Raw genomic sequence first — 25,375 nt, 5'->3', positions numbered from 1 at the left:
ATTGGTGTAAATACAAGACCATAACAAGTCAAGACAGTGAGAACGTTGAGTCATCGGTTAGTGCGAGTACCACAATTTAACTAGGATTTTCGCAAAGCCAAGCCAAGCCAAGCCAAGCCAATCCAATCCAAGTCAAGCCAAGCCAAACCAAGCCAAGCCAAGCTATACCCGACCTAGAAAGACCTGGCCGCAAAGCAATGAGTGCTAGGTCTAGGCATCGCTTCTGTCCAAGTACTCTGAAGTAAAAGTCAAAGATGCAGCGAAGGAGTTAGGTAGCTACCCCATCGCGCTGTCGCGCTTTCTGAAACGCCTCCTGGAAGTCCGCAGCGCGAGCCGCTCGCTGTGGGGTAGTCGATTGGCTTCGTATGTTCCCCCTCCTTGAAGCTTCCCCTTTTCGCGGGGCTAACCTACGCCTGGGTTGGTCCTTGACAGATTTGAATATCGAGTCCCTGGCATACGTGATCCAGGGCCGACTCGTGAGACATGGACCACAACGGATCTACAACCATCTGGGCCATTGCGCAGACGATGCGGCTATGGAATCGTTCTAACAGAGTCAAAAGCGGAGTTGGTCCGGGGGCCGCGCTTTGCCACCGAAAAGGTGCTCCGAAGCGCACTTTTCCAGTTCATCGGTGGCTCCTTAAACCAGGAGAAGCGGTACTCCGGGATGGACGACTGACTTCAGTCGACTACCAGAATATCACGGCCTAATCGCGTGTCCGTTTCTACGGTGTGAAGTGTGGCGTCCCGCGCCGGTACTCGAAAATATGGCCCCTGCTTGAAGCGTTGGCCAAGGGTAATAAGGTATCGAAATGCGATTTCATTTGATCGATGCGCTACGAGGGGTAGCTGCTCTGTGGGTAGTCTTTTTTCATGCCTACGAGGGTGGCCATCTTCCACAATTGACAGAGTTACTACCCCATTTTCTTGTTCTTTTCATATTCGAATGGGGTGATGCCGGAGTTCCAATATTCTTTGTTATAAGTGGTTTTGTTATAGCGCACTCCATAACTAAAGATGAAGTGGATGGAAAATACATCTTGAGATTTGCGGTCAGGAGGTCGATTCGCCTGGATCCACCTTACTGGGGGTCAATAGTCCTGGTTGTTGGCATGACATGGCTATCTGCGACGGTACAGAATGAGGCCATGGAGTGGCCCGGCTATCAGGAAATTATTGCTCATTTGTTTTATGCCCAGGGCATTCTTGGCATGGAGCATATAAACGTGATCTATTGGACTTTGTGCCTGGAAATTCAGTTTTATCTGGTATTCGTCTTTCTATTCCTGTGTGCCAAGCGCATCGATCAGTACCTACACCATGGTGGAATGTTTGTGTTTTTGGTGGCGGCAATTGTTTCTTTGTTGTGGCCGCTTAGAATCGTGGTGAGCAATATCCACCCCGGGCTATTTCTCCCGCATTGGCATGCATTTCTAATCGGCGTTTTTGCGTATTGGTCATGGAGAAAACGAATCCCTGGTGGCTATTTCTATGCGTACTCAGCAGTTATTGTAGCTTCCTCTTATGTATATAAGTCAGATTTCGGTATGGCAGCAGGACTTACGGCTCTGTTCGTTCATACCTTGGCGAATGCTGGGAAAATTGAAGCGGCGAATTGGCGCTGGCTTCAGTTTTTAGGGGCAATATCATATAGCCTGTATCTCACGCACAACCCAATTACAGGCGCAAGCTATTTTGTGGTTTACCGTGTAATTGGCCATTCATTAATGGCGGAGTTCATAGCGTTGTTGGTGTCAACTTCTGCCTGTATAGGTTTCGCATTTGTGTTTTGGTGGCTATTTGAGCGTTGGAGTATAAGCCTTAGTAAAAAGATCGTTATCCATAAGAGAGCTCAAGTTGACTAACAACCTCGTTCACTCGGACTGGGAAAATATACCGTGGCTTAGCGCTTCACTTTTTACTGCCGGTGAAGCGAGGTGCTATGTCCAGGAGAAGCACTTTAGTCGCCTGATCTGGCAAGGTTCGAAATCAGTGCATTCACTCGTGATTGGGAGCGGGCGTTTATTCGGAAGCGCTTCTCAGAACCAATCGCGTGTCTGATGGACGTCCAGCAATCACAACGCATTTTGCGGCCAGAAAATCAGCAGTCGCGGTTGATATTGAAAAGCGCAGTGGTTCGCTCTTTCCAGAATATGGGAAAAAGCGAACCTGGTTTTATGCGGCGTCTATATAGCCACTAGACGGGTCAGGCCAGCGCCACTCCACCGCGTGGAGCTCTGCCTATAGTGATTCCTTCCACTCTGTCATCTTGTTCGTAAGTTGAGCCGAGATTGAAGAGAAGTTTGATCCCAGGCCGATTCTCTTATTTGCCTCGTCCTTGTCACCGTTTAGTGCGAGCTCCAGAATTGATCCTGCTTCTTTATGGAAGTCGGCATGTAGTTGAAGGACGTCCCGGTAAAAGGGGCTGCCACGATGTTGGTCATCAATGCGTTCATGCAACCAAATGCCGAACGAACAATTGTTGTCCATCTTCACTTTTTCCGGAGTCGACTCTGCCTCGCCGGTGTCTATCGCTGCCCTCAGTTTGGATTTCCATTTACCGTGAGCGGCGACCGCCTTGGGAATTTCTTCATGAATGCTCATCTGTGACGTCTCCAGGATAGATGTACAGTGTACGGCGAATAGTGAAATTGGCAGGAAATGAAAATGTTGTTGTTCGGCACACCGGGGCCGGGTATATGTCCAAGAGCACTTTCGAGACGCGAGATACCGTCCACGATGTTCCTTCCCGGTGACTTCTGGGCGTCGATACACACTCTCTCCTGCTCGTGGGCCTATCGGCCGATTTACCGCAAACTTTAGGGCCGAAGGTACGCAATGAGGTGTATCGTTCAACTCGTCGTAGCGCGCAGATCACTACTTCCGACTACGGAGAACATCATCCTGGATTGTTGTGGAAGGCGGGTCCGGTGAAGATCTTCGAATTTCTCGCCTTATCGGCGTGACCCTGTAACCATATGGCTAACGACCACAAACATGTAAGCGAGTACTCAGTTGATCGAGCTATACAAAATTGAAGACATCCAGCTACAAATTGATTCCACCGCGGAACAACTCATAGCACGGTGCACAGCGCTTTTGCCGGATGCGTCCATCCACCATATCGGCAGCTCATCTATTCCCGGTGCGCTGACCAAGGGCGATGTGGATATTCTGGTAGTCGCCGAGCACAACCGGTACGCCGATGCCAGGCGCTCTCTCGATGAGGTTTTTTCTCACAACCCTGATATGGCGCCCGAGGAAGGTTTCACCAGCTACAGCGGTTGCCACCATGGCTGCGACTACGGCGTCCAGTTGGTAGCACAGGACGACTCCAAATGTGGGTTCCTGGCTTTTCGCCAGGCACTGGTAGCCAACTCAGCCCTGCTTCAGGAGTACAATGCCATTAAGCGCTCCGCTCAATCGGGCTCGATGGAAGACTATCGCGCCGCCAAGGCCGCTTTTGTAGAGCGTATACTCAGCCAGGTGACGGCGTGGCATGGCGCTCGTGCGCAGCCAAACGATGGTTAGCCATGCGGAGTAAGTAGCATGACGACATTGCAAACCGATCGGTTAAAGCTGCGCGAAGTCGAACTCGCCGACGCTCCCTTCATGCTCGAACTGATTAACCAGCCAGCCTGGAAGGCGTTCATCACCCAGCACGATGTTCGTTCGGAACAGCAGGCGGCAGACTACATCGACACCCGAATTCGCAGCATGTACAGGACGCACGGTCACGGACTCTGGCTTGTAGAATCAAAGGCGTCAGCGCGCTCTCTGGGCCTGTGTGGATTGCTGCGCAGGGAGGGGCTTGCAGATATCGACCTTGGTTTTGCCTTCCTGCCTACAACCTGGGGAAACGGCTTCGCCCGCGAAGCATCGATTGCATGCCTGCAACATGCCTTTGATACACTCAAGGTCGAACGGGTTGCGGCAATTACAGTGCCGGAAAACACTCGATCTATCCGGGCACTGATAGCGCTCGGGTTTGCGTACGTGTCGCCGTATTCACTCGCGGATTCGCAGGACGTATTGGATTTGTACAGTCTCGATGCGGACAGCTTTAATCTACATATACACCGGTGACCAATGTTGGTCCGTATACCCAGGCTATGAGAAGAAGGGATCCCGCATGAAAATTGCCAGCCAGTACCTCCTGCCTCCACTGCTCGCCTTCACGCTGTTGGGTTGCGATGATTCCAACAACAATAACGTCAGCGCAGAGCAGAAGGCGCTGAACCAGGCCGAGAAGCTGTGGAGCGAGGCGGCCGTGGACAGTTACACCTATATCTATTCCCGGCTGTGTTTCTGTCCCCCGGAGGAGGACCTTGTGGTCACTGTCACCGAGGGCCAGGTCACTTCTGCTTTCTACACGCCGAGCGGCACGTACCTGACTGAGTTGAGCCTGTTTGACCTGAACACCATCGAGGATTTCTTCGCTCTCGTGCAGCAGGCCATCGACGAGCCCGTTGCCAGCCTTGAGGTGGTCTATAACCCCGATTTGGGATACCCGGTGACGATCGCGATAGATTACGATCTATCCATTGCCGATGATGAGATCACGCACAGAATACGCGATCTTCAATAGCCCGCTGTATGCCGGCGCACGCATTGTAGCTTCGCAGGTCACTGAGCTGTCTTCGTTGCGATGACGGGAGCGCTGTGCGTTGCACAGCGGGTCCTGTACTTTTCGCTGCATCTTCGGCTGGCAACTATCGCGCTCACTCGCTGGCTATAACGATGAATATTCGCCCCTTCGAAGAACACGACAGGACCGCAGTCATCGACTTGTGGCGGAGTTGTGGGCTTGTTGTTCCGCAGAATAACCCCGACAAGGATATCGACCGCAAGCTCAAGGTGGATCGGGACCTGTTCCTTGTGGGCATAGAGGACGGCACGATCGTCGGTTCGGTCATGGGCGGCTACGAGGGCCATCGCGGCTGGATCAACTACCTCGCCGTCCACCCGGATTCCCGGCGCAAGGGGTATGGGGAAGCCATCATGCGCGCCATCGAGACGCGTTTGCGCGAGAAAGGTTGCCCGAAAATAAATTTGCAGGTGCGTACCAGTAACCTGGCGGTGATCGCCTTCTACGCGGCCATCGGTTATGGGCAGGATGAGGTCGTCGGTATGGGTAAGCGGCTCGAGCACGACGCCTGAGTTGGTGTCGCGTTAAAAAGCTCTGCAGCACAGAGCAAATATGGCCCCGCCTGGGCCATGTTGATAATGGTACTGTTCGTGCTATATAGATGCCCCGTCCCAAATCCGTGAGCCTGCCCGGTGCGACTCAAGTCCCGCCTGAAAAAACTGCTGGAGCAAACGACCCGCACCCGGATCTATCGCCGGTTGCCGCGCGGTGTCGATTTCGCCGTGGATATACAGGCCGCGCTCCCAGGCTACGAGCCCCGCGTGATAGTCGATGTCGGTGCGAACACCGGACAGTCGGCGCGCGGTTTTCTGAACCGCTTCCCTGCGGCGCAGATCTACTGCTTCGAGCCGGTGGCGACGACGCAGCGGCGCCTGCGCGAGCGCTTTGCGGACGAACCTCGCGTAGAGTGTCTCGAATTTGCCCTGGGCGCGGAACCGGGGGAGGGCGAGATGGTGCTCGCCGGCCCCTCCGAGCAACACTACCTGCGCTCGCCGGAGGCAGCCGACAGTGACGGCCCGGCTACCCAGTCCGTCAGCATCGACACCCTGGACCGCTTCTGTGCGCAGCGCGCGATCGATCGCATTCACTACCTGAAGATCGACACCGAGGGTAGTGACCTCGATGTGCTGCGCGGGTCAGTGCACTGCCTCACTGGGCAGACAGTAGATCTTGTACAGGTTGAGGCGGGAATGAACCCCGGCAATACCACCCACGTCCCGCTGGAGGAACTCAAGGCTTTCCTCGAGGCTCGCGACTACTATCTCTTTGCGCTCTACGAGCAAGTGAACGAGTGGCCAACCCGGGCGCCCCACTTGCGGCGCGTGAACCCGGTGTTCATTTCGCGCAGGTTGAGTGAGGCTTTCAGGGATAGCACCCCGGCGTGAACAGCGGTGGTATTCCTGGACTCGCAACCGCCAGCGATGCGTCAGTCGCTATGACGCTCCCCGCCCTGACGACAGCTCTTGCGCAGCCGCGCTCTGATTACCTGGTGTTTTCCTCGGTGGGCGACCAGGCGCAGGTGAACACCTGGCTCAAGGGGCGGCGCAACTTCGACCTGTGGACCTGCTACTACGGCGAGGGCGAGAATCCCTACCGGGAGATCAGCGATTACAGCCTGTCGCGCCGCGGTGGGAAATTCCCGAACCTGCATTTCATCTACCAGCACTGGCGCGAACTGCTTGCGCACTACCGGGCAGTGTTTGTCCTCGACGACGATATCGCGCTCAGTGGCAGGCAGATCGCACGGCTTTTCGGCCTGCTGGAAGGACACGACCTGTGGGTGCTGCAACCGGCCTTCGATTCCCGCGGCAAGGTCAGCCACGAGATCACGCGTGAACAGCCGTTGTCCTTTTTGCGCTATACCAATTTCGTCGAGGTCACCTGTCCGCTGTTCCGTCGCGAGAAACTGGACGCCTTCATGGAAGTCTACGACCCGAGCGTGGTGGGGTGGGGCGTGGACTTCTGGTTTGCCCACCATCTGGGTGCGCAGCGTGAAGGCAGGATGGCGATTGTCGACGCGGTGCCCTGCATTAACCCGCGCAATGCGCAAAAAGGGGGGCAGAGGACGATCGATACGCTGCAGGATACGCCGACGCGTATCGCCCACTGGCGGCGTGTGCAGGAGGCGCTGGGTATCGAGTTGGAGGAGCAGAGGGAGTTTGCTGCCATCCGCAACCACTGGAACCCCGCGGCGCTGGGGCGGGCTGTTGTCGTGAGCCTGAGACGCCGCCTGCGCCGCTGGCGTGAGCGTCGCGCAAACGAGCACCGTTGATATCATTCCTACGAGCCGTACCAGTAGTGCCTATGTTACGACTGGGTTCGCACTTTGGCCTGGTGCCAGTGGAGTCCGGTAGTTAGTTCACACGCCGTCACCCGATACAGGCCAGGAACTCCTGCGGCGTGGGCACGATGTCCTTGGCCTGGTCTACGCAGACCAGTTCCACTTGCGCGGTGACGGCGGCTTTCGCGCCCGCCGGTCGCCAGAACTCGTGCTCCCAGATCGTGCGGAAATTGCCGTCCTGGCGCACGGTGGTACGCACTTCGCACACCTCGCCGAACTGTACGCCGTCCGCGTAGGTCAGGCTCGCCTTGTAGACCACGAAGCCGACCCCGCGGTCGCGCCACACCGCGGCCAGCACGGCACCGTCGATAATGTGCTCGCGCGCGCGTTCGAAGTACTTCAGGTAGTTGGCGTGGTAGACCACGCCGGAGTGGTCCGTGTCCTCGTAGTAGATCTGGACCTTGTGCGTGAATACCGACGACATACAGCGACCCTTGGCGGGAGTGGGGAAGGAAGGTGAAAAGTGTGCCTGTGCCGGCGGCGGGGGGCAAGCGTCCGTGGCGGTGCCTGTCGGGAAGTCAGTCTCGCGGACCGCCGGACTCAGGCAGTGCCGCGCCGACACCTTCCAGGTGCAGCGAGGCCGGCGCGGTCTCGGGCAGGGCGGCCATCATCGCCAGTGCGTCGTTCACGCAGTCATGGGGGATAACCGGCGTGTGTGCGCCGGCGATCACCTGCAGGTCCAGCGCGGAGAGGCGCTCCACCTGCGGACGAAATTTCTCCATGTCCACCAGCGCGATCCACGGACACAGCGAGTTCTGGTGGTATTTAGCCATACCCTGCGTCCAGAACACTTCGGGCATTTCGTCCACCCGGTCTACGGGCTCCACTGGCATGGGCGTGCAGAAGGCGTCGGAGGCGTAGTACGCCCGCGTCTGCAGGTCGAGCATGCCGAGCGTGTAGGGGCTGTCGAACACCGGCGGGCGCAAGGCCTGCAGGCGGCGCCCGCCCAGTTCGAAGGTCTCGCCCTCGGTGACGGTATGCACCCGCGATTCGGGAATACCGAAGGAGGCGCAGGTGCGCCAGGACGAGGCGCGATTGACGATGAGCCGCGCGTTGGGGCAGCGCGCGAGGGCTTCCATCAGGTTGCCGGTGTGGTCGAAATCATCGTGGGTCACGAAGATCCAGCGCACCGCCTCCGGTTCGACCAGCGAGAAGACATCCTCCAGCCAGGATTCGCGCAGTACGCCCATCCCGGTATCCACCAGCATGGGCTCCCGACCGCCGATCACCATGGCGTTGAGGTTGGTGGACATGGCGCTGGTGCGATAAATGCCGCGGATCACCCACACCGACTCGGCAATTTCCAGCGGCGCCTGGCGCACGGGTGGCAGGTCATCGTCCGGTGTGGCGAACAGGCTCATGTGAACTCTCCCTCGCTGCGCGGGTCAGGGCGCCAGGCGCGCAATCGCCTGTTGCAACAACTCGCTCGGCTTGCCCGCCACGTGGTGGCCGATGAGGTAACCGTGCATCATGCCGCGCGCGTTGGAGATGCCGCTTTGCATGACCGCGCCGGTCTCCATGCGGGCCATCGAATTGCCGGCAACATACAGGCCGGGTATCGGCTGGTTGTCCCAGCCCAGGGCGCGACAGTGTTCGTCCGCCAACAGACCCGCGGCGGGAATGGCGCTGCCGCCCATGCGTTTCAGTTCCACCGCGTAGAACGGTGGCTTGTTTAGCGGGCCGAGGTTGGCGTTGGGTTTGTGGAACGGGTCGCCGCACATCCAGGCGCTCCAGGGGTGGGTGCCGCGGCCGAAGGCCGGATCCTCGCCCTGTTCGGCGTGGCGGTTGAAGCCGCCGATAGTCGCCTCCAGTGACTGTGCGTCCACGCCCATCTTGCCGGCCAGTTCGGCGATGCTGTCCGCTTGCAGGCCGAAGCCGGTCGGCCAGGCCTGGTCCGGCATGATCGAGCCGAAGGGGTACTTATCCTTGGCCTGGGTGTCGAGGATCGCCCAGCAGGGAAAGTTCGGGTGGGTCTGGCTGGCGCCGTCGATCTGGTCCACGGTGTAGTTGAACTGGCGGTAGAAGGCCTCGTTGCCGAAGCGTTTGCCGGCGCCGTTGACCACGATGACATGCGGCAGGCCGATAGACGTCATGGCGCCGCGCGGCAGCGGGTGGCCCTCCTCGGTTTCTTCGCCGGGGATGTTGTAGCCGAGCAGGGTGATGTCGGGCACCCGTGCCACGCGCGCGCCGAAGGGGCCGGCGAGGCGGAAGTTGGCGCCGTCGATGGTGTCGAACACGTAGGAGATTGGCTCCAGCTGCTGGCCCAGGGTCTTGTTGAGTTCCTGGTGGCGCTCGTAGCTGCTCACCGCCACCACCACACCGCGGTTTGCCTTGATGAACAGGTCCTTGCCGTCGCGGGTGGCGCGCACGCCGATAATGCGCTCGCCGTCGCCGATCAGTTCCTCCACGTTGACGCCGGTGTGCAGGGGAATGTCGCGCTCCAGCGCCGCCTTGACGAAATAGGCGACCAGGCCCGGCCCCAGGCAGCGGATGTCGTTGCCCAGGCGCTCGCCCATCAGCTCGAAATCCCACCTGGCGATGTTTGCCGTACCGCCGCGGCCGTACATGTCCTCGTGGGTCATGCCGAAAGGCACTACCGGCGAGACGCGGGTTTTTTCCTGCCAGTCACCGAGTTGTTGTGCGGGGAAGGGCTCTACCTCCAGCAGGCGGCCCTCGGCCACCGCGTCATCGGAATGCTTGTAGTAGTAATCAGGCGCATCGCGAACCACGCGCATCTTCAGGCCGATGGTGCGCTCGAAGTAGCGCAGCGCTTCGCGCGCGTGCACCACCTTGTTGAGGATCAGCGCCTCGTCGCCATAGCCCATGGACAGCCGGCGCAGGTAGCGAAAGCCCGCGTCCACGGAATCCTCCAGTCCCAGCGCTGCGGCCAGGTGGTTGCCGGCGACCCACAGTTCGCCGAGCGACAGCGCGGTCACGCCGCCGACTTTGTCCGCGCGCTCCAGCACCATTGCGCTGGCGCCCTCGTCGTGGGCGGCAATGGCGGCGGAGAGCCCGCCGATACCCGAGCCGATGGCGACGAGGTCGGTCTCCATGTCCCACTGCTGCGGCAGGTTGCGAATCATGTGTGTGCTCTCCTGTGCCTGCGCGTTTTTTTGATTTTGTTTTGCGGGCTGCGGTGGCCAGGCTAACCCTTCAACCGCGGCATCACCTTGTCCGCGAACAGCTTGGCCTGTTCGTAGACCAGCTCGTAGGGCAGGCCGCCGAAGCTGAAATTGCACAGCATCTCGTAGTCCCCGACCATCGAGGCGCGCTCCAGGTGGTGTTCCACCAGTTCCTCCGGCGTACCGATCATGTTGCCGCCGATATAGTCGCGGTAGGCCTTGTCCGCGCCGCCCGCCGCCTCGGCGCGCTCGCCCATGTAGGCGTAGGTGGCGTAGGAGGGCAGGCTCTTGAAGTGCTCGCCCATGAACTCGTAGTGGTTGGCCACGGTCTCGAACATGCGCGCGAAGTATTTGTCGCAGTACTCGCTAACGCGCTTTTTATCCTCGAAGCAGAGCATGAAGTCCGAGATGATGAACGGCGGTGCCGGCTTGGCGTGTTTCTCCTGGAAGACGTCGCGGTAGTGGTTGATCTCGGGAATCGCCTTGCGCCAGTCGCCCTGGGAGAAGCGCAGCGTCTTCAGCCCGTAGTCCGCGGCGACCTCGACGGAGGAGGGCGACATCGACACCATCACCGTGCGGTCCTTGAAGCTCTTGAACGGCCGCGGGCGGATTTCCGTGTGCGGTATCTGGAACCACTTGCCGTTAGCTTCCACGATGCCGGTCTCGATGCCCTGCATGACGATCAGCGCGGCCTCGTCAAACACTTCCCGGGAGTCGCCCAGTTCGACGCCGAAGGAGCGGAACTCGCGCCTTGCCGCGCCGCGGCCCATGCCGGCGATCACGCGGCCGCCGCTCAGGATATCCAGCTCGATGAATTGCTCGGCCACGCGCAGCGGGTTGTTCCAGGGCAGGATGACCGCGGCGGTAATCAACTCGATCTTCTCCGTCTTGGCCGCCACCCAGGCCAGCATCTGGAACGGGTCCGGGCAGGCTGCGTAGTCGGTGAAATGGTGCTCGACGGGGCCGACGAAATCGAAGCCCATGGCCTCGGCCTCCACCGCGAACTGCGTCTCCTGCATGAACGTCTTGACGTCCGGTTGGCCGTGCATGTTCTGGTAGCCCAGGTGTAGTCCTACGCGCATGGTGTGTTCTCCTGGTTCGGTGTTTTTCTTATTGGTCGGGTCGAACAGGCTGCTGGCCCCGCCAGCGGGGGGCACGGACAGCGGGCTAACAATAACACCTAATGCGTTTCATAAAAAGCCTGGGCGCAGGCGTGGGGCGGACCAGCGTTTGCCGCTGGTCCAGTGGGTTTGAGAGGCGTTAATTGCCAGAGGGATGGGGCCGACGGCATGTGCGCTGGCCGGCCCCCAGTGGTCGCGCTAGGACTCCGCGACAGCGAAGCTCAGCAACTCGGCACCGCCCTCGACGAGGTCTCCGGGGGCGTAGTAGAACTCCTCCACGGCGCCGTCCGCCGGGGCGCGGATGCTGTGCTCCATCTTCATCGCCTCCATCACCAGCAGGGTGTCGCCCTTGCTGACGCTGGCGCCGGCGCTCACCAGGAGTTCGACGATGGTGCCGTTCATCGGCGCCGACAGCGCGCCCTCGCCGGGGCCGGCATCGGCCTCGCCGAGGTCCACGGCGGTCTCGCTGAACTGCACCGCGCTGTCCGCCGTGTACAGGGTGTACACGCCGTCGTGCTCGGCCACGGGTACGCGGATGCGGTGGCCGTCGATGTCTGCGGTCAGCTCGCTGCCCTCGAGTTCGCCGCGGGCGGTGACGCAGTGCTCGCCGCAGTGGATGCGGTAACGCACGGCATCGCCGCGGCCGGTTTGCTCGACGCTGACTTCAACTTCACGGCCGAGAATCTGCAGGCTGAACGGGTGCACGTGGGCCTCGTTCAGCCGCCAGGCGTTGCTGAAGTTCCACGGCGAGTGCGGGTCCACGCTCGCCGCGCGCGAGGCCTGCGCCGCCTGCTGCCGCGCCAGCACCAGGTACAACCCGGCCAGCGCCACGCTGTGGTTCAGGTCCTGCTCGCTCTCGTGGAAGATCTCGGCGCGGTGTTTCTCGATGAACCCGGTATCCAGTTCCGCCTTGCGGAAGGCACTGGTGGTGGCCAGGTTGTAGAGGAAGTCCACGTTGGTGGTGACGCCGCGGATGCGATAGTCGCGCAGGGCACGGGCCAGGCGGCGCAGGGCGCGCTCGCGGCTCTCGTCCCAGACGATGAGCTTGGCGATCATCGGGTCGTAGAACACGCTGACCTCGTCGCCCTGCAGTACGCCGGTGTCCACGCGCACGTTCTCGCTCTCCGCCGGCGGCTGCAGGAAGGTGAGCGTGCCCGTGGCGGGCAGGAAGTCGTTGTCCGGGTCCTCGGCGTAGATACGCGCCTCGAAGGCGTGGCCGTCGATGCTGACTTCGTCCTGCGCCAGCGGCAGTTCGCCGCCAGCGGCCACCACCAGCTGCCACTCGACGAGGTCCTGGCCGGTGATCATCTCGGTGACCGGGTGTTCCACCTGCAGGCGGGTGTTCATCTCCATGAAGTAGAACGAGCCGTCCTCATCGAGCAGGAACTCCACGGTGCCGGCGCCGGCGTAGTCGATCGCCCTGGCCGCCTGTACCGCGGCCTCGCCCATCTGCCGGCGCAGGTCTTCGGTCATGCCGGGGGCGGGGGCTTCCTCGATGACTTTCTGGTGGCGGCGCTGTACCGAGCAGTCGCGCTCGGCGAGGTATACCGCGTTGCCGTGGGTGTCGCAGAACACCTGGATTTCCACGTGGCGCGGTTTGGTCAGGTATTTCTCCACCAGCATACGATCGTCGCCGAAGCTGCTGGATGCCTCGCGTTTCGCCGCGGCCAGGGCCTCGTCGAACTCCTTCGCCGACCACACCTGGCGCATGCCCTTGCCGCCGCCGCCGGCGGTGGCCTTGAGCAGTACCGGGTAGCCCATGTCGTCGGCGGCCTGGCGCAGCAGCTCGGGGGACTGGTCCTCGCCGTGGTAGCCGGGCACCAGCGGTACGCCGGCGTCTTCCATGATGCGCTTGGCGGCGGACTTGGAGCCCATCGCCTCGATGGCGCCGGTGGGCGGGCCGATGAACACGATGTCGTTGTCCGCGCAGGCGCGGCAGAAGTCCGCGTTCTCGCTGAGGAAGCCGTAGCCCGGGTGGATGGCCTGGGCGCCGGTCTGCTTCGCCGCGGCAATCACGCGCTCGCCCAGCAGGTAGGACTCGCGCGAGGGCGCGGCGCCGATGTGCACGGCCTCGTCGGCCATGGCCACGTGCAGGGCGTCGGCGTCGGCGTCGGAGTAGACGGCGACGGTGAGGATGCCGAGGCGGCGCGCGGTGCGGATGACCCGGCAGGCGATTTCGCCGCGGTTGGCGATCAGGATTTTCTCGAACATGTCAGTGGCTCCTTTGCCGGGCGAGCGGGCCGGTGGTGCGCGATACGGTGTTGTCGTTCATGTCAGGCACTCCCGGTCACATCCGGAACACGCCGAAGCGGGTGGCTTCGGCGGGGCGGTTGAGCGCGGCGGACAGCGCCAGGCCCAGGGTCATGCGGGTCTCCGCCGGGTCGATCACGCCGTCGTCCCACAGGCGTGCGGAGGCGTAGTAGGGGTGGCCCTGGGCTTCGTAGGTATCGAGGATCGGCTGTTTGTAGGCGGCCTCTTCCTCGGCGCTCCACTGGCCGCCTTTTTTCTCGACCTGGTCGCGGCGCAGTTGTGCCATCACGCCCGCGGCCTGTTCGCCGCCCATCACCGAGATGCGCGCGTTGGGCCACATGAACAGGAAGCGCGGATCGTAGGCGCGGCCGCACATGCCGTAGTTGCCGGCGCCGAAGGAGCCGCCGATCAGCACCGTGAGCTTGGGCACCTTGGCGCAGGCCACGGCGGTGACCATCTTGGCGCCGTGCTTGGCGATGCCGCCGGCCTCGTACTGGCGGCCGACCATGAAGCCGGTGATGTTCTGCAGGAACACCAGCGGGATGCCGCGCTGGGCGCACAACTCGATGAAGTGCGCGCCCTTCATGGCGGATTCGCCGAACAGGATGCCGTTGTTGCCGATGATGCCCACCGGGTAGCCGAAGATGCGCGCGAAGCCGGTGACCAGGGTGGTGCCGTACAGCGCCTTGAACTCGTCGAACTCGGAGCCGTCGACCACCCGGGCGATGATCTCGCGCACGTCGTAGGGCTTGCGCGCGTCCTTGGGGATGATGCCGTAGATGTCCTCGGCCGGGTACAGCGGGTCCAGCGGCGGGGCCAGGTCCAGGGACACCGGCTTGACGCGGTTCAGGCGCGAGATGCACTGGCGGGTGAGCAGCAGGGCGTGGTGGTCGTTCTGCGCGTAGTGGTCGGCCACGCCGGAGGTGCGGCAGTGCACGTCGGCGCCGCCGAGATCCTCCGCGCTGACCACCTCACCGGTGGCCGCCTTCACCAGCGGCGGCCCACCGAGGAAGATGGTGCCCTGCTCGCGCACGATGATGGATTCGTCCGCCATCGCCGGCACGTAGGCGCCGCCGGCGGTGCAGGAGCCCATCACGCAGGCGATCTGCGGGATGTTCTGCGCCGACATGTTGGCCTGGTTGAAGAAAATTCGGCCGAAGTGCTCGCGGTCCGGGAACACGTCGTCCTGGCGCGGCAGGTTGGCGCCGCCGGAGTCCACCAGGTAGATGCAGGGCAGGTGGTTCTGCTCGGCGATGGTCTGGGCGCGGATGTGCTTCTTCACGGTGAGCGGGTAGTAGGAGCCGCCTTTCACCGTGGCGTCGTTGGCGACGATCATGCATTCGCGGCCTTCCACGCGGCCGATGCCGGTGATCACGCCCGCCGCGGGCACGTCTTCGTCGTAGACCTGGAAGGCGGCCAGCTGGGACAGTTCCAGGAACGGCGCGCCGGGGTCCAGCAGGGCGTTGATGCGCTCGCGCGGCAGCAGCTTGCCGCGGGACTTGTGCCGCTCCTGGTAGGCTTCACCGCCGCCGAGCTTGATGGCGTCGAGTTTGGCGCGCAGGTCGTCGACCTGGGCGCGCATGTGTGCGGTGTTCTCGGCGAACTCTTCGCTGCGCGTGTTGACTGTTGACTGGATAGTGGCCATAGGGGGTTCCGTCGTGGGTCTCAGTCGGTCCCGTCCGCCCCGTCGAGGGCGTCCAGGCATTTTTCTTCGGCATCCTGCAGGTCGAGCATCATGCCCTCGATGTCGTGCAGTTGCTGTTTCAGGTGGTCCTGCTTCTCGCGGATTTTGGTCAGCAGGGAGTGTAGCTGGTCGCGGTTGCCGTGGGCGGGGTCGTACATCTCGATGATCGAGCGGCTCTCGTCGAGGGTGAAGCCCAGCCGCTTGCCGCGCAGGATCAGCTTCAGCCTGGCGCGGTCTGCGGGGCTGTAGATGCGCGCACTGCCCTTGCGACGCGGCGCGAGCAGGCCCTTTTCCTCGTAGAAGCGGATGGTTCGCGTGGTGATGTCGAACTCCGCCGAGAGATCGGAGATGGTGAACTCGGTGCTCATCAGTGTTGTACACGACTTATTGTTGCGAGCGAAGTTTAGATAACGTTGACGTTAACGTCAATCTCGATCAGGTAGCCGCGATACTGCGTTTGCTCGCAGTGAGCGTCGGGAGCCGGGTGTCAGCTGGCGCGTTCCGCAGGCTGTTGCCAATCGCGGGCCGTCACCGTCCTGATGGCGGTGGCGTAGCGGCGTGGCTTGAGCGGGTCGCCCGCATGTCTGGCCATGGCCTTGATCAGCTCCGCACCGAAGAACAGGATCAGCGAGGTATAGTAGATCCACAGCATGAGCACGATCACCGAGGCCGAGGCACCGCCGAGTTCACTCAAACTGCTGTTGCCGATGTACACACCGATGCCGTACTTGCCCAGCAGCAGCATCGCGGTCACTGCCAGGCTGCCACGCAGCTTGTGTTTCCTCGGCACCTCTACGTCGGGCAGGAAATGAAACAGGGCGTAGATAATGCCGGTGACCAGCGCGATCAGGACCGCATTTTGCAGTAGCGAGACAACGACAATCGCGGCGTCGTTGAGCACCGCAAACAGGTAGGTACGCAGACTCACTACTGCAGAATCGATGATCAGCGAGACGAGCAACAGGAAACCCAGGCTGAGAATCATGCCGAGGGAGATCATGCGGTCCAGGAACTGCTTGACCAGCCCGCGGCCGGGCTTCGCCTGTACCGAGTAGATGTCGTTATAGGCGTCCTGCAGTTGCACGAAGATGTTGGTAGCGGAAAACAGTAGCACGACACCGCTGAGGAACAGTTGGAACCGGGTCTGCTCCTGGTTCTGCAGGGAAGACAGCAACACCGTGACGCCGTCCGCGGCCTGATCGCCGATGAGGACCGAGAACTGGCGCGTGATCTCTGCCTGGAAGTCGATATCGGCTGCTGCAAGGCCCGCCACGTAGATGGAGATCAGGACCATCGGCGCGATCGAGAACAACGTGTAGAAAGACAGTGCAGCGGAAAAGCGGAAGCACTTGTCTCCCATGAAACCGGCAGCGGCGTCCCTGACTACCAGCAGGGGGACTAGCAGCCTGTCCCCGGTCGAGCGTTCGCTGGTGGCCGGTTGTTCACCCGCGGTCGGTTGCCCGCTATCGAAAGTCGCGTGATCTGTGTCGTGATTGTCTTGCACTGTCTGTTCCCAAAAAGGCCCCGGACGAATCCGGGGCGGTTATCGCGCAGCAGGTTTTAGCGCCTGGCGATGATCCACACGGCGTGGATGATGCCGGGGATGTAGCCCAGGATGGTCAGCAGGATGTTCAGCCAGAACGCGCCGCCCAGGCCGACCTGTAGGAACACGCCCAGCGGCGGTAGCAGGATTGAGAAAAGTATTCGTATGAGGTCCATGATCGTCTCCTCGTCGGTTGCGTCTTCGCAGGCGTCTTCGACGGCATCGCCAGCGCTCGTGACCAAGGTCAATTCAAGGATCGTGCCATGCGCCTGAAACCCGGTATTTCAGGGGTTTCGCGTGCCCTGGTGGGTAAATCGCGTGTAAATCTTACGAAAATTTGTAACTTCTTCCGCGAGGGACTCGACGACGCGGGAAGTGCGTTGTGGGCGATGGCGTGTGCCGCGCGGTGGCGCAGGCGGAAAAATTCAGGGTTGCAGCCGAGTTGCGGTAAGGTAGGCGGTTGCAGGCCGTCGGGTTGGGGCGGCCGGGAAAAAATCGCGCGGTGCGCGGCATCAATAACGCAAACCCGACCCCCACAATTCAGGAGCAAAATCGATGAGCGAATCCCCTGTAGTGAGCATGATGCACACCGGCCTGTGCGTCAGCGACCTGGCAAAATCCAAAGCGTTTTACAGCGAGGCATTGGGCTTTACCGCCGACGTCAGCATGGAGGGCCTGGGCGAGCCGCTGGACCAGTTGCTGGAACTGCCTGGCCAGACCGTGGATGTCTGCCAGCTGCACAACAACGGGATGCGCATCGAACTGGTGACCTCCAGCGGCGGCGTCACCGGGCCGGCCGAGCGCCGCCCCATGAACCAGCGCGGCATCACGCACATGACCTTTACCGTAACCGATATCGAGGCGGTGATGGCCGCGGTAAAGGAATATGGCGGCCAGGTACACATGGAGACCTGGATCGATTCCGCCTTCGGTAAGATCGTGTTCTGTACCGACCCGGACGGCACCCGCATCGAGTTGATGCAGGCGCCGGGCTAAGAGAAGAGGTGGAATGAACGGCCGGGGTCGATCAGACATCGACCCCGGCCGGAAGGGTTACAGCAAGCGCCCGCTCCGTGCCCGGCTCACTTGCCCGCGTTGGCGCGGCCGAAGCTGTAGACGATGTGGTCCACATGCCCGGTGGTGACCGGGAACAGCAGCGGCTCGGAAGTATCCCGGATCTCATCCATGTGCTCTCCCACCTCGCGCATGGTCCAGGCGGGTTGGTAGACGCCGGGGGTTTCCGCCACGTAGGCGCGGGCCACGCGGCCGGCGATCGCCACCAGCATCTCGCCGGTCACCGAGCAGTCCTCGTGGGCCAGCCAGCCGACGGTGGGGGCGACCAGTTCCGGTTCCATGGGCGGGTAGGCGGAGATGTCGATGCCCTCGGCCATGCGCGTCACCGCCGCGGGGACGATCACGTTGCACTTCACGCCCTCGGCCTCGCCCTCGATGGCGACCACGTTGGACAGCCCGATCATGCCGGCCTTGGACACGCCGTAGTTCACCACGCTCTTGTTGCCGTACAACCCGCCGATCGACGAGGTGAGCACGATGCGCCCATAGCCGGCCTCGCACATCAGCGGGAAGGCCGGGCGCACCACATGGAAAGCGCCCTTGAGGTGCACGTCGAGCACCGCGTTGAAGTCCTCGTAGCTCATCTCTTTGAGCGGACTCGGACGCACGTTGCCGGCGTTGTGGATGAGGATGTCGATGCGGCCGTAGTTGTCCAGCGCGGCCTGGATGATCGCCTGGCCACCCTCGGGCGTCGCCACGGAATCGGTATTGGCCACCGCCTCGCCGCCGGCGGCGCGGATCTCGTCGACCACCGCCTGGGCGGGGCCGGCATCGGGGCCGTCCCCCTGCAGCGAGCCACCGAGGTCGTTGACCACGACCTTCGCACCGTTGGCGCCCAGCAGTAACGCGTAGGCGCGGCCCAGGCCGCGGCCGGCGCCGGTGATGACGGCGACGCGGCCGTCGAAGTTCAGGTCTTCCATGGTCGCCCCTACTTCTTCGGCAGTTCGATTTCCGCGGTCGCGGTGGCCATGGTGTTGCCCAGATGCGAGGTCATCTTCATCTTCACCTGGATCAGGTTGCGGCCCTCGTCATCGGTCAGTTTCTCCACCACGTCGGCGTTCATGATGGTCGCCTCACCGGTGAAGGCGGGGCCGCGGTAGGAGGAGTTGCAGTGCACCACCTGGCCCCACTCGCCCGCCCAGCCGGCCAGGTAGTCGAGGATCCACGCGCCCATGGAGGCGCCGTAGCCGTAGGCGCGCGGCATGCCGATCATGCGCGCGTAGCGCGGGAACAGGTGGCCGCGGGAGGGGCCGAAGTAGGCGCCGTCGGTCCACTCCGGGTTGTCGCGCTCCATCACCGGGTCGTTTTCATAGCCGGCCATTTCCTTGGTGAAGCCCATGGCTTCCATGTCCAGGCCCGGGCGGTGGGTGCCGCCCCAGATGGTGAACAGGTAGGCGCGCCACTCGGTGGTGAAGCTGGCGATGGTGTGCGGGCCGATGATGCGCGTGGGCAGGCTGTCGCCGACGTTGATGTCATCCCAGTAGCGCTTGCCGTGGCCCAGCTCGTGCATCATCTTGATGTATTCGTACTTCTTCGGCTCGAGGTCGTCCAGCGCCTCGTCGGTCCACTCCGGGTCGTCCATGGCCGCCGGGTCCACGCCCTTTTCCTCGGCCAGGTCGCGGCGGTAGCGGATGGAGGTGGAGCGCTGCTTGGCGATCAGGTCGCCGTCCTGGTTGTAGTAGTTGTTGTCGCCGCGCTGGAAGCAGGTGGGGCCGGCGAAACCGGTTTCCTTCACCACGTAGTCCAGCGGGATCTTCTCGTTGGTGATCTCGTCGCCGCCGAAGATCTTCGGCCCGTAGAACCACCACTCGTCACCGCCGAACAGCAGGTGCGAGTCGTTGATGCGGCCGACGCAGGCGGGGCCGGCACCGTGGCCGTCGTCGCAGGACACGGCGAAGGATTGCGGCGCCACGATCTTGCCGTAGCGACCCTCCGCGGCGAAGTCGTGGTCGTAGTGCAGCAGGTTGGGGTAGTGCATGGCCTGCACCCAGCGGCGGAAATCGTTGTTGTGCAGCGGTTCCTTCATGCGCGCCGGGTCGATCGGCTTGCCCATGTATTGGTCGAGATCGGAACAGTCGAGGGTCTTGTCGCTCATTGGTTACTCCCGTAATAAATTCTGGTGCGAAGAAGTCAGTTGAATAGTTCGTCGAAAAAGGCCGCCATGGCGTTCCATGAGCGCGCCTCGGTGCGCGCGTCGTAGGCCAGGCCGTCCATGCCGCGCGTGTCCGCTTCCGGGTCGGTGAAGCTGTGCAGCGCATTGCCGTAATAGGTGAACTGCCAGTCCACCTGGTCGCGGCGAAACTCGGTCATGACCGCGTCGATGGTCCCGGCGCCCAGCAGCGGGTCCTCGGCGCCGTGCAATACCAGCACGCTGGCGCGGATGCGGCCGGCGTCGCCGTCGATCTCTTCCTTGAGGCCGCCGTGGAAGCTGGCGATGCCGGCCAGCGCGGCGCCGCTGCGCGCCAGCTCCAGGCAGGTGGCGCCGCCGAAACAGAAGCCGATGGCGCCGAGCTTGCCGGCGTCTGCCTCGGCCTGCGCCGCCAGGGTATCCAGCGCCGCGCCGGCCATGGCGCGCCACAGTGTGCGGTCGGCGAACAGGGCCTGCATGCGCGGGCCCAGGGCTTCCATGCTGTCGAGAATCGCGCCGCCGCCGTGCAGGTCCGCGGCGAAGGCGACATAGCCTATCGCCGCCAGGCGCCGGGCGCGCTCGCGGGCGTGGTCGTTGAGGCCGAAAGCCTCGGGGAAGACCACGATACCGGGACGCGGGGCATCCCCGGCCTCCCAGTACAGCTCGCCGAGGTAATCGGTGTTGCCGTCGCTATAGGTGATCCTGCGTGTTTCCATGTCTGCTCCCCCGGGCGCCTGGCCGCGCGGCTCAGGCCTCGCCCTTCATCGCCTTGAGGAAGGCCTCGTTGGTGATCATCACCGGCGTGTTGTCCTCGTCGATGTGCGCGTGCTTCAGGGTGATGCCGCCGTCCACGGTCAGGCACTGGCCGGTGACGTAGCTGCCCATGTCGGTGAGCAGGAACATGATGCTCGCCGCCACTTCCGCGTGCTGCCCCTGGCGGGCCATGGGAATGGCGCGCCCCTCCAGTTCCGGGTTGGGCGGCAGCAGGGATTTCGGCCCGATCATCGCCGCCGGCGCCACCGCGTTGACGCGGATGTCCGACTTTGCCAGCTCCAGCGCCATGGTGCGCACCACCGGCGGGATCGCCGCCTTCGCGGTGGCGTAGGCGATGTGATACGGGCCGGCGCCGAGGCCGCTGATCGAGGATACCGCGACAATCGCGCCGCGCAGGGACTGCGCCTGCAGTTCCGCAGCGAAGGCCTGGGCCATGAAGAACATCGATTCCAGGTTCTTGGAGAACATCTCGTGCCAGGACTCGCGGCTCATCTTGGTCGCCGGCGCCCAGGTGTGGGCGGGACCGCCGCCGACCATGGTGACCAGGCCGAACAGGGTGCCGGGCGCGGCGCGCGCGGCGTCCATGGCGGCGGCGATGCCCTCCTCGGTCTGCAGGTCGGCCACTACGGTGACAATCGACAGGCCCTCGGCGATGAGCGGCGCGATGTCCTGGTCCAGCTTGGCCTGGGTGCGGTCCGCCGCCACCACAGTGGCACCCTGCTCGGCGGCCATGCGGCACACGGTGGTGCCGAGTCCGCCGCCGCCGGCGCCGGCCACCAGTACCACGCGGCCGTCGAGTCTCAGGCTGTCCTGCAACATGTGAAGTCCTCCAGTTATCGTTGTCTGTGCGGCGTCAGTGCACCGCTGCGGGTTCGAACTCGATGGGCAGGCTGCGAATGCCCCACACGCCGACGAAGGGACGCCAGGTCACCTCTCCGGCCAGTTTCGGTTTGCGCAGGCGCTGTGCCATCAGGTGCAGGCCCTCCTCGATCTGCGCGCGGGCCAGGAACTGGCCCAGGCAGATGTGCATGCCGCGGCCGAAGGCCAGGTGCCGGTTGGCGGCCTTGCGCCCGGGGTCGAAGCGCTCTGCGTCCTCGTAGGCGCGCGGGTCGCGGCCGGACAGGGTGAGGATGAACTGCAGGTTGGTACCCACGGGAAAGGTCACGTCGCGGTAGGTGAATTCCCGGCTCACCGTGCGCGGCACGTTGGAGACGCTGTGGTAGCGCAGGGTCTCCTCCATCACCTGGGTGCAGTAGCCGAGGTCCTCGGCGCAGCGCTCCCACATCTGGGGCCGCTGCAGCATCTCGTACAGGGTGAAGGTGAGCATGTTTTTTGACGTGTCGTAACCGGCGGCGAACACGAACACCAGCAGGTTGCGCATCTCCGCGTCGCTGAGCTTGCCGTCGCTGTTGGCGGCGAGCAGTTCGTCGAGCAGGTCCGGCGCGCCCGGGTTGCCGTCGCGCTGGCGCTCGCTGATGAAGGTGTCGGCGAAGTCGAGCAGCTGGGTGATGGCAGCATTGGCCGTGGGCAGTATCGACGGGTCCATGCTGAAGCTCATGCCCTGGGTTTCCAGGGCGTGGCGCAGCGGCGGCACCACGTCCGGCGAGGCGCCGATCACGCCGCACATCACGCGCACCGGGAAATTGGCGGCGAACTCGGCGAAGTCGAAGGCGCCGCGCGGGGCCCACTCGTCGAGCAGTTTCGAGACCGTCTCGCGCATCAGGCCGCGGTACTTGTTGACGTTGCGCGGGGTGAAGGCGGGGGCGACGTTGCTGCGCACGCGGTCGTGCTCCTCGCCCTGCTTGACGATCATCAGTCCCTCGGTGAAGTCACCCCAGGGCGTGCCCCTGGCACCCATGTGTTCGACGATATTGGCGGTGGCAAACTCCAGGTGGTCGTCCATGAAGTACAGGTCCTTGATGGCCTCGTACTCGTGCACCAGGTAGCCCACGGCGCTCTTCGCCAGCCACGGGTGCCACTCCCGCGCGGCGGCGAAGCCGGGCAGCGGGTCGGTGGCGAAACTGGGCTCCAGTACCGGCAGCTCCAGCAGGTCGAGCTCTTCGATGGACGGCATGGCGGCAGCGCCTCCGGGCGTCTTATTTTATCGTTATGGGTCGCCTCAGGCGTTCAGGGCCTCGGGCGAGAGGTATTTGGTGCTCGACCAGCCGCCGTCGACAACGATGGTCTGGCCGTTGATGAACTCGCCGCCCTTGGAACACAGGAAAGCGATGGTGCTGGCCACGTCCTCGGCTTCACCGAGGCGCGGGTAGGGGGTCATGTCCACCTGCATGCGGCGGAAGCCCTTGTCGTTCATGCGCTCGCGTACCATGTCGGTCATGGTCACGCCGGGGGCCACGCAGTTGGCGCGGATACCCGTGGCGCCGTACTCGCAGGCGATATGCTGGGTCAGCGAGGTCAGGCCGCCCTTGGCCGCGGAATAGGCGCCGCCGCGGCGGCCGCCGACCACGGCGAAGGTGGAGGTGATGTTGATGATCGCCGAACCCGGCTGCATGTGGGTGATGACGTCGCGCGCCAGACGGAAGGGCGCGCGCAGCATGATGCCGAGGAAGTGGTCCAGGGTATCGTCGTCGGTCTCGTGCAGCGGCTTGGGGCTGCCGATACCGGCGTTGTTGATCAGGTAGTCGATGCGGCCGAAGCGCTGCAGGGTGAGGTCGACGATGGCCGCCGGGGCCTCGTCGGTCGTGATGTCCACCGACAGTGTGACCAGGCGCTCCTCGTCGCCGATGATCTCGGCCAATTGCTCCAGCTTGGCCGGGTCGCGGCCGATGCCGACGACCGCCATGCCGCGGGCGTGCAGTTCTTTCGCCGTAGCCAGGCCGATGCCGCTGCCGGCGCCGGTAATAATCGCTACTTCCATCCTGTCAGGGCTCCTTATTATTGCGTAGTCTTGGGGCGGGCCTATCCACAGCTCGCGGGCGTGTACGGCCTTGCCGGGCCGCGTGTACTTTAGCGCGCGGCCCCAGTAAAATGAAGCGTATTATAATCATCTGTGTTGACTATTGGCTATGACGAGTACCGAGACCACGCACAGCCGGGGACGGCGGCTTATTGCCGGGCATTCGATTCGCTGGGACGAGGACCGCGCGCAGCAGGCGTATGAAAGCGGCCTGTGGGTGAACGAAACACTGGCCGACACCCTGGCGCGCATCGCGCGCGAGGACCCGGGCCGGGAACTGCTGGTTGAGGGCGAGGTGCGCCTGGACGCGCAGACCCTGTACGCCCAGGCCCAGGCGATGGCGCGCTACCTCGCAGCGCGACAGGCGCCGGGCAGCGTGGTCTCCTTCATGCTGCCCAACTGGCACGAGGCGGCGGTGATCTACGTGGCGGCGACGCTGGCCGGTATGGTCGCCCACCCGGTGCTGCCCTCCCTGCGCGAGCACGACCTGCGCTTCATGCTCGCGGATGTCGACAGCCGCTTCATCTTCATCCCGGCCCAGTTCCGCGGCTACGACTACGTGCAGATGCTGGGCAATGTCGTCGGCGCGCTGGATACGCCGCCCGAGGTCGTCGTGCTGCGCGGCGACGCCGGCCCGCACACCGCCTACGCGGACCTGTTCGCGGACGGGCAGGGCGCCGAACCGCAGCCGCCGGAGCCCGACGCGGTGCGCATGATCATGTACACCTCGGGCACCACCGGCAGCCCCAAGGGCGTGATGCACAGCCACAACTCCATCCACGCGCTGATCCGCCAGCTCGGTGAGCACTGGCGCATCGACCCCGGCGACAGCTTCCTGGTCGCCTCGCCGATCAGCCATATCGGCGGTTCTATCTACGCCTTCGAGATCCCGCTGCTGCTCGGCGCCAAGGCGGTGCTGATGGAGCGCTGGGACCCGCAGGAGGCGGTCGCGCACATGCGCGCGGAAAAGGTCAGCCACTTCGCCGGCGCCACGCCGTTCCTGGTCGCCCTGCTCGAGGCCGCGCGCGCCGCGGATACCCGCCTGCCGGACCTCAAGGTGTTCATCTGCGGCGGCGCCTCGGTGCCGCCTTCGCTGGTGCGCGAGGCGGCGGATTATTTCGAGCGCGCGGTGGTCACCCGGGTCTACGGCTCCACCGAGGTGCCGGTGACCACCGTGGGCTGCACCGCGGACGGCGATATCGACCACGCCGCGGAGACCGACGGCCGCGCCGGCATCGCCAGCATCCGCCTGTCCGAGGCCGGCGAGGTACTGGCGCGCGGGCCGCAGATGCTGGTTGGTTACGTGCACGCGGACGACGAGGAGAAAGTCTTCGACGCCGAGGGCTACTACCGCACCGGCGACCTCGGCCGCTGGGTGGACGGCGATTACCTGGTGATCGCCGGGCGCATCAAGGACATCATCATCCGCAACGGCGAGAACATCGCGCCCAAGGAGGTCGAGGACCTGCTGCTCGGCCATCCCGGCATCGGCGAGGTGGCCATTGTCGGCCTGCCGGATCCGAAAACCGGCGAGCGCGCCTGCGCCGTGATTGTCCCTTCTGGTGCCGCGCAGCCGGACGTCGACAGCCTGCGCGAGTTCCTGGTCGGCCTGGGGGTGGCGAAGTTCAAGATTCCCGAGCAGGTGGCGCTGCGCGAGAGCCTGCCGAAGAACGACGCCGGCAAGGTGCTCAAGCACCGCATTCGCGACGAGTTGCTGGCCGACTGAGTCACTCCGCCCCCTGCGCTGTGGCGTATTGCGGGTAGTGCACTGCG

25 protein-coding genes are annotated in these 25,375 nt (G+C 63.2%); 9 read left to right on the top strand and 16 right to left on the bottom strand.

Annotation, left to right across the window (positions count from 1 at the left end; translation table 11 throughout):
* The first annotated feature begins 812 nt into the window (after positions 1 to 812).
* A complete protein-coding gene (locus E4634_RS15285; protein ID WP_135445450.1) occupies positions 813 to 1,865 on the top strand; it encodes an acyltransferase family protein in 1,053 nt (350 codons plus the stop codon).
* A gap of 376 nt (positions 1,866 to 2,241) precedes the next feature.
* On the opposite strand, the gene E4634_RS15280 is transcribed toward E4634_RS15285, so the two are convergent.
* Positions 2,242 to 2,604: a CZB domain-containing protein gene (locus E4634_RS15280; protein WP_135445448.1), complete on the bottom strand. Its 363-nt coding sequence runs from the start codon at positions 2,602 to 2,604 to the stop codon at positions 2,242 to 2,244.
* Positions 2,605 to 3,015: 411 nt separating this feature from the next.
* On the opposite strand from E4634_RS15280, the gene E4634_RS15275 reads away from it, so the two are divergent.
* The 6 genes from E4634_RS15275 to E4634_RS15250 all read left to right on the top strand — a co-directional run bounded on the left by E4634_RS15275 (position 3,016) and on the right by E4634_RS15250 (position 6,920).
* The gene (locus tag E4634_RS15275; RefSeq protein ID WP_135445447.1) at positions 3,016 to 3,531 is read left to right on the top strand and encodes a GrpB family protein; all 516 of its coding nucleotides are present in this window, start codon (positions 3,016 to 3,018) and stop codon (positions 3,529 to 3,531) included.
* A gap of 18 nt (positions 3,532 to 3,549) precedes the next feature.
* Positions 3,550 to 4,086 carry a GNAT family N-acetyltransferase gene (locus tag E4634_RS15270; protein ID WP_135445445.1) on the top strand — a complete coding sequence of 179 codons (537 nt, stop codon included), beginning with the start codon at positions 3,550 to 3,552 and terminating at the stop codon, positions 4,084 to 4,086.
* Between the two features lie 46 nt (positions 4,087 to 4,132).
* A complete protein-coding gene (locus E4634_RS15265; protein WP_135445443.1) occupies positions 4,133 to 4,588 on the top strand; it encodes a DUF6174 domain-containing protein in 456 nt (151 codons plus the stop codon).
* A 152-nt stretch (positions 4,589 to 4,740) separates the two neighbouring features.
* Positions 4,741 to 5,160, top strand: a complete 420-nt coding sequence (locus tag E4634_RS15260; RefSeq protein WP_135445441.1) for a GNAT family acetyltransferase — start codon at positions 4,741 to 4,743, stop codon at positions 5,158 to 5,160.
* 120 nt (positions 5,161 to 5,280) lie between these two features.
* Positions 5,281 to 6,033, top strand: a complete 753-nt coding sequence (locus E4634_RS15255; RefSeq protein ID WP_135445439.1) for an FkbM family methyltransferase — start codon at positions 5,281 to 5,283, stop codon at positions 6,031 to 6,033.
* Between the two features lie 50 nt (positions 6,034 to 6,083).
* On the top strand, positions 6,084 to 6,920 hold the full coding sequence (locus E4634_RS15250; protein ID WP_135445437.1) for a hypothetical protein: 837 nt from the start codon (positions 6,084 to 6,086) through the stop codon (positions 6,918 to 6,920).
* 97 nt (positions 6,921 to 7,017) lie between these two features.
* On the opposite strand, the gene E4634_RS15245 is transcribed toward E4634_RS15250, so the two are convergent.
* From E4634_RS15245 to E4634_RS15205, 9 genes are all read right to left on the bottom strand, one after another.
* Positions 7,018 to 7,413 carry an acyl-CoA thioesterase gene (locus E4634_RS15245; protein ID WP_135445435.1) on the bottom strand — a complete coding sequence of 132 codons (396 nt, stop codon included), beginning with the start codon at positions 7,411 to 7,413 and terminating at the stop codon, positions 7,018 to 7,020.
* 94 nt (positions 7,414 to 7,507) lie between these two features.
* On the bottom strand, positions 7,508 to 8,350 hold the full coding sequence (locus tag E4634_RS15240) for an oxygen-binding di-iron domain-containing protein (protein WP_135445433.1): 843 nt from the start codon (positions 8,348 to 8,350) through the stop codon (positions 7,508 to 7,510).
* Between the two features lie 24 nt (positions 8,351 to 8,374).
* On the bottom strand, positions 8,375 to 10,072 hold the full coding sequence (locus tag E4634_RS15235; protein ID WP_135445431.1) for an FAD-binding protein: 1,698 nt from the start codon (positions 10,070 to 10,072) through the stop codon (positions 8,375 to 8,377).
* A 62-nt stretch (positions 10,073 to 10,134) separates the two neighbouring features.
* Positions 10,135 to 11,193 (bottom strand): LLM class flavin-dependent oxidoreductase, encoded by a 1,059-nt coding sequence (locus tag E4634_RS15230; protein WP_135445429.1) that lies wholly within the window; start codon positions 11,191 to 11,193, stop codon positions 10,135 to 10,137.
* A 237-nt stretch (positions 11,194 to 11,430) separates the two neighbouring features.
* Positions 11,431 to 13,443, bottom strand: coding sequence for an acetyl-CoA carboxylase biotin carboxylase subunit (locus E4634_RS15225; RefSeq protein WP_135445427.1), 2,013 nt, complete (start codon positions 13,441 to 13,443; stop codon positions 11,431 to 11,433).
* A 76-nt stretch (positions 13,444 to 13,519) separates the two neighbouring features.
* A complete protein-coding gene (locus E4634_RS15220) occupies positions 13,520 to 15,127 on the bottom strand; it encodes a carboxyl transferase domain-containing protein (RefSeq protein WP_135445425.1) in 1,608 nt (535 codons plus the stop codon).
* A gap of 20 nt (positions 15,128 to 15,147) precedes the next feature.
* Positions 15,148 to 15,534, bottom strand: a complete 387-nt coding sequence (locus tag E4634_RS15215) for a MerR family transcriptional regulator (protein WP_206046911.1) — start codon at positions 15,532 to 15,534, stop codon at positions 15,148 to 15,150.
* A 119-nt stretch (positions 15,535 to 15,653) separates the two neighbouring features.
* Positions 15,654 to 16,670: a YihY/virulence factor BrkB family protein gene (locus tag E4634_RS15210; protein WP_135445421.1), complete on the bottom strand. Its 1,017-nt coding sequence runs from the start codon at positions 16,668 to 16,670 to the stop codon at positions 15,654 to 15,656.
* A 56-nt stretch (positions 16,671 to 16,726) separates the two neighbouring features.
* Positions 16,727 to 16,885: a YqaE/Pmp3 family membrane protein gene (locus E4634_RS15205; RefSeq protein WP_135445458.1), complete on the bottom strand. Its 159-nt coding sequence runs from the start codon at positions 16,883 to 16,885 to the stop codon at positions 16,727 to 16,729.
* 379 nt (positions 16,886 to 17,264) lie between these two features.
* On the opposite strand from E4634_RS15205, the gene E4634_RS15200 reads away from it, so the two are divergent.
* Entirely contained in the window at positions 17,265 to 17,705 is a 441-nt protein-coding gene (locus E4634_RS15200; protein ID WP_135445419.1) for a VOC family protein, read from the top strand.
* A gap of 86 nt (positions 17,706 to 17,791) precedes the next feature.
* Here E4634_RS15200 and E4634_RS15195 read toward each other — a convergent pair whose 3' ends face one another.
* The 6 genes from E4634_RS15195 to E4634_RS15170 are packed head-to-tail and all read right to left on the bottom strand — an operon-like array spanning position 17,792 to position 23,563.
* Entirely contained in the window at positions 17,792 to 18,703 is a 912-nt protein-coding gene (locus E4634_RS15195) for an SDR family NAD(P)-dependent oxidoreductase (RefSeq protein WP_135445417.1), read from the bottom strand.
* An 8-nt stretch (positions 18,704 to 18,711) separates the two neighbouring features.
* Positions 18,712 to 19,878, bottom strand: a complete 1,167-nt coding sequence (locus tag E4634_RS15190) for an FAS1-like dehydratase domain-containing protein (RefSeq protein ID WP_135445415.1) — start codon at positions 19,876 to 19,878, stop codon at positions 18,712 to 18,714.
* A 35-nt stretch (positions 19,879 to 19,913) separates the two neighbouring features.
* On the bottom strand, positions 19,914 to 20,627 hold the full coding sequence (locus tag E4634_RS15185; RefSeq protein ID WP_135445413.1) for a dienelactone hydrolase family protein: 714 nt from the start codon (positions 20,625 to 20,627) through the stop codon (positions 19,914 to 19,916).
* 31 nt (positions 20,628 to 20,658) lie between these two features.
* Positions 20,659 to 21,504, bottom strand: coding sequence for an SDR family NAD(P)-dependent oxidoreductase (locus E4634_RS15180; RefSeq protein WP_135445411.1), 846 nt, complete (start codon positions 21,502 to 21,504; stop codon positions 20,659 to 20,661).
* A gap of 34 nt (positions 21,505 to 21,538) precedes the next feature.
* A complete protein-coding gene (locus tag E4634_RS15175) occupies positions 21,539 to 22,759 on the bottom strand; it encodes a cytochrome P450 (RefSeq protein ID WP_135445409.1) in 1,221 nt (406 codons plus the stop codon).
* A gap of 45 nt (positions 22,760 to 22,804) precedes the next feature.
* On the bottom strand, positions 22,805 to 23,563 hold the full coding sequence (locus E4634_RS15170; protein WP_135445407.1) for an SDR family NAD(P)-dependent oxidoreductase: 759 nt from the start codon (positions 23,561 to 23,563) through the stop codon (positions 22,805 to 22,807).
* 148 nt (positions 23,564 to 23,711) lie between these two features.
* Between E4634_RS15170 and E4634_RS15165 the strand changes: the two genes are divergently transcribed.
* The gene (locus tag E4634_RS15165; RefSeq protein ID WP_206046910.1) at positions 23,712 to 25,328 is read left to right on the top strand and encodes an AMP-binding protein; all 1,617 of its coding nucleotides are present in this window, start codon (positions 23,712 to 23,714) and stop codon (positions 25,326 to 25,328) included.
* The last annotated feature ends 47 nt before the right edge of the window (positions 25,329 to 25,375 follow it).

It is taken from the genome of Mangrovimicrobium sediminis, assembly GCF_004745945.1.
In the GTDB taxonomy this organism is placed as follows: domain Bacteria; phylum Pseudomonadota; class Gammaproteobacteria; order Pseudomonadales; family Halieaceae; genus Mangrovimicrobium; species Mangrovimicrobium sediminis.
Note: the sequence above shows the minus strand (reverse complement) of the source record. Positions and strands in the feature narration are given on the sequence as shown.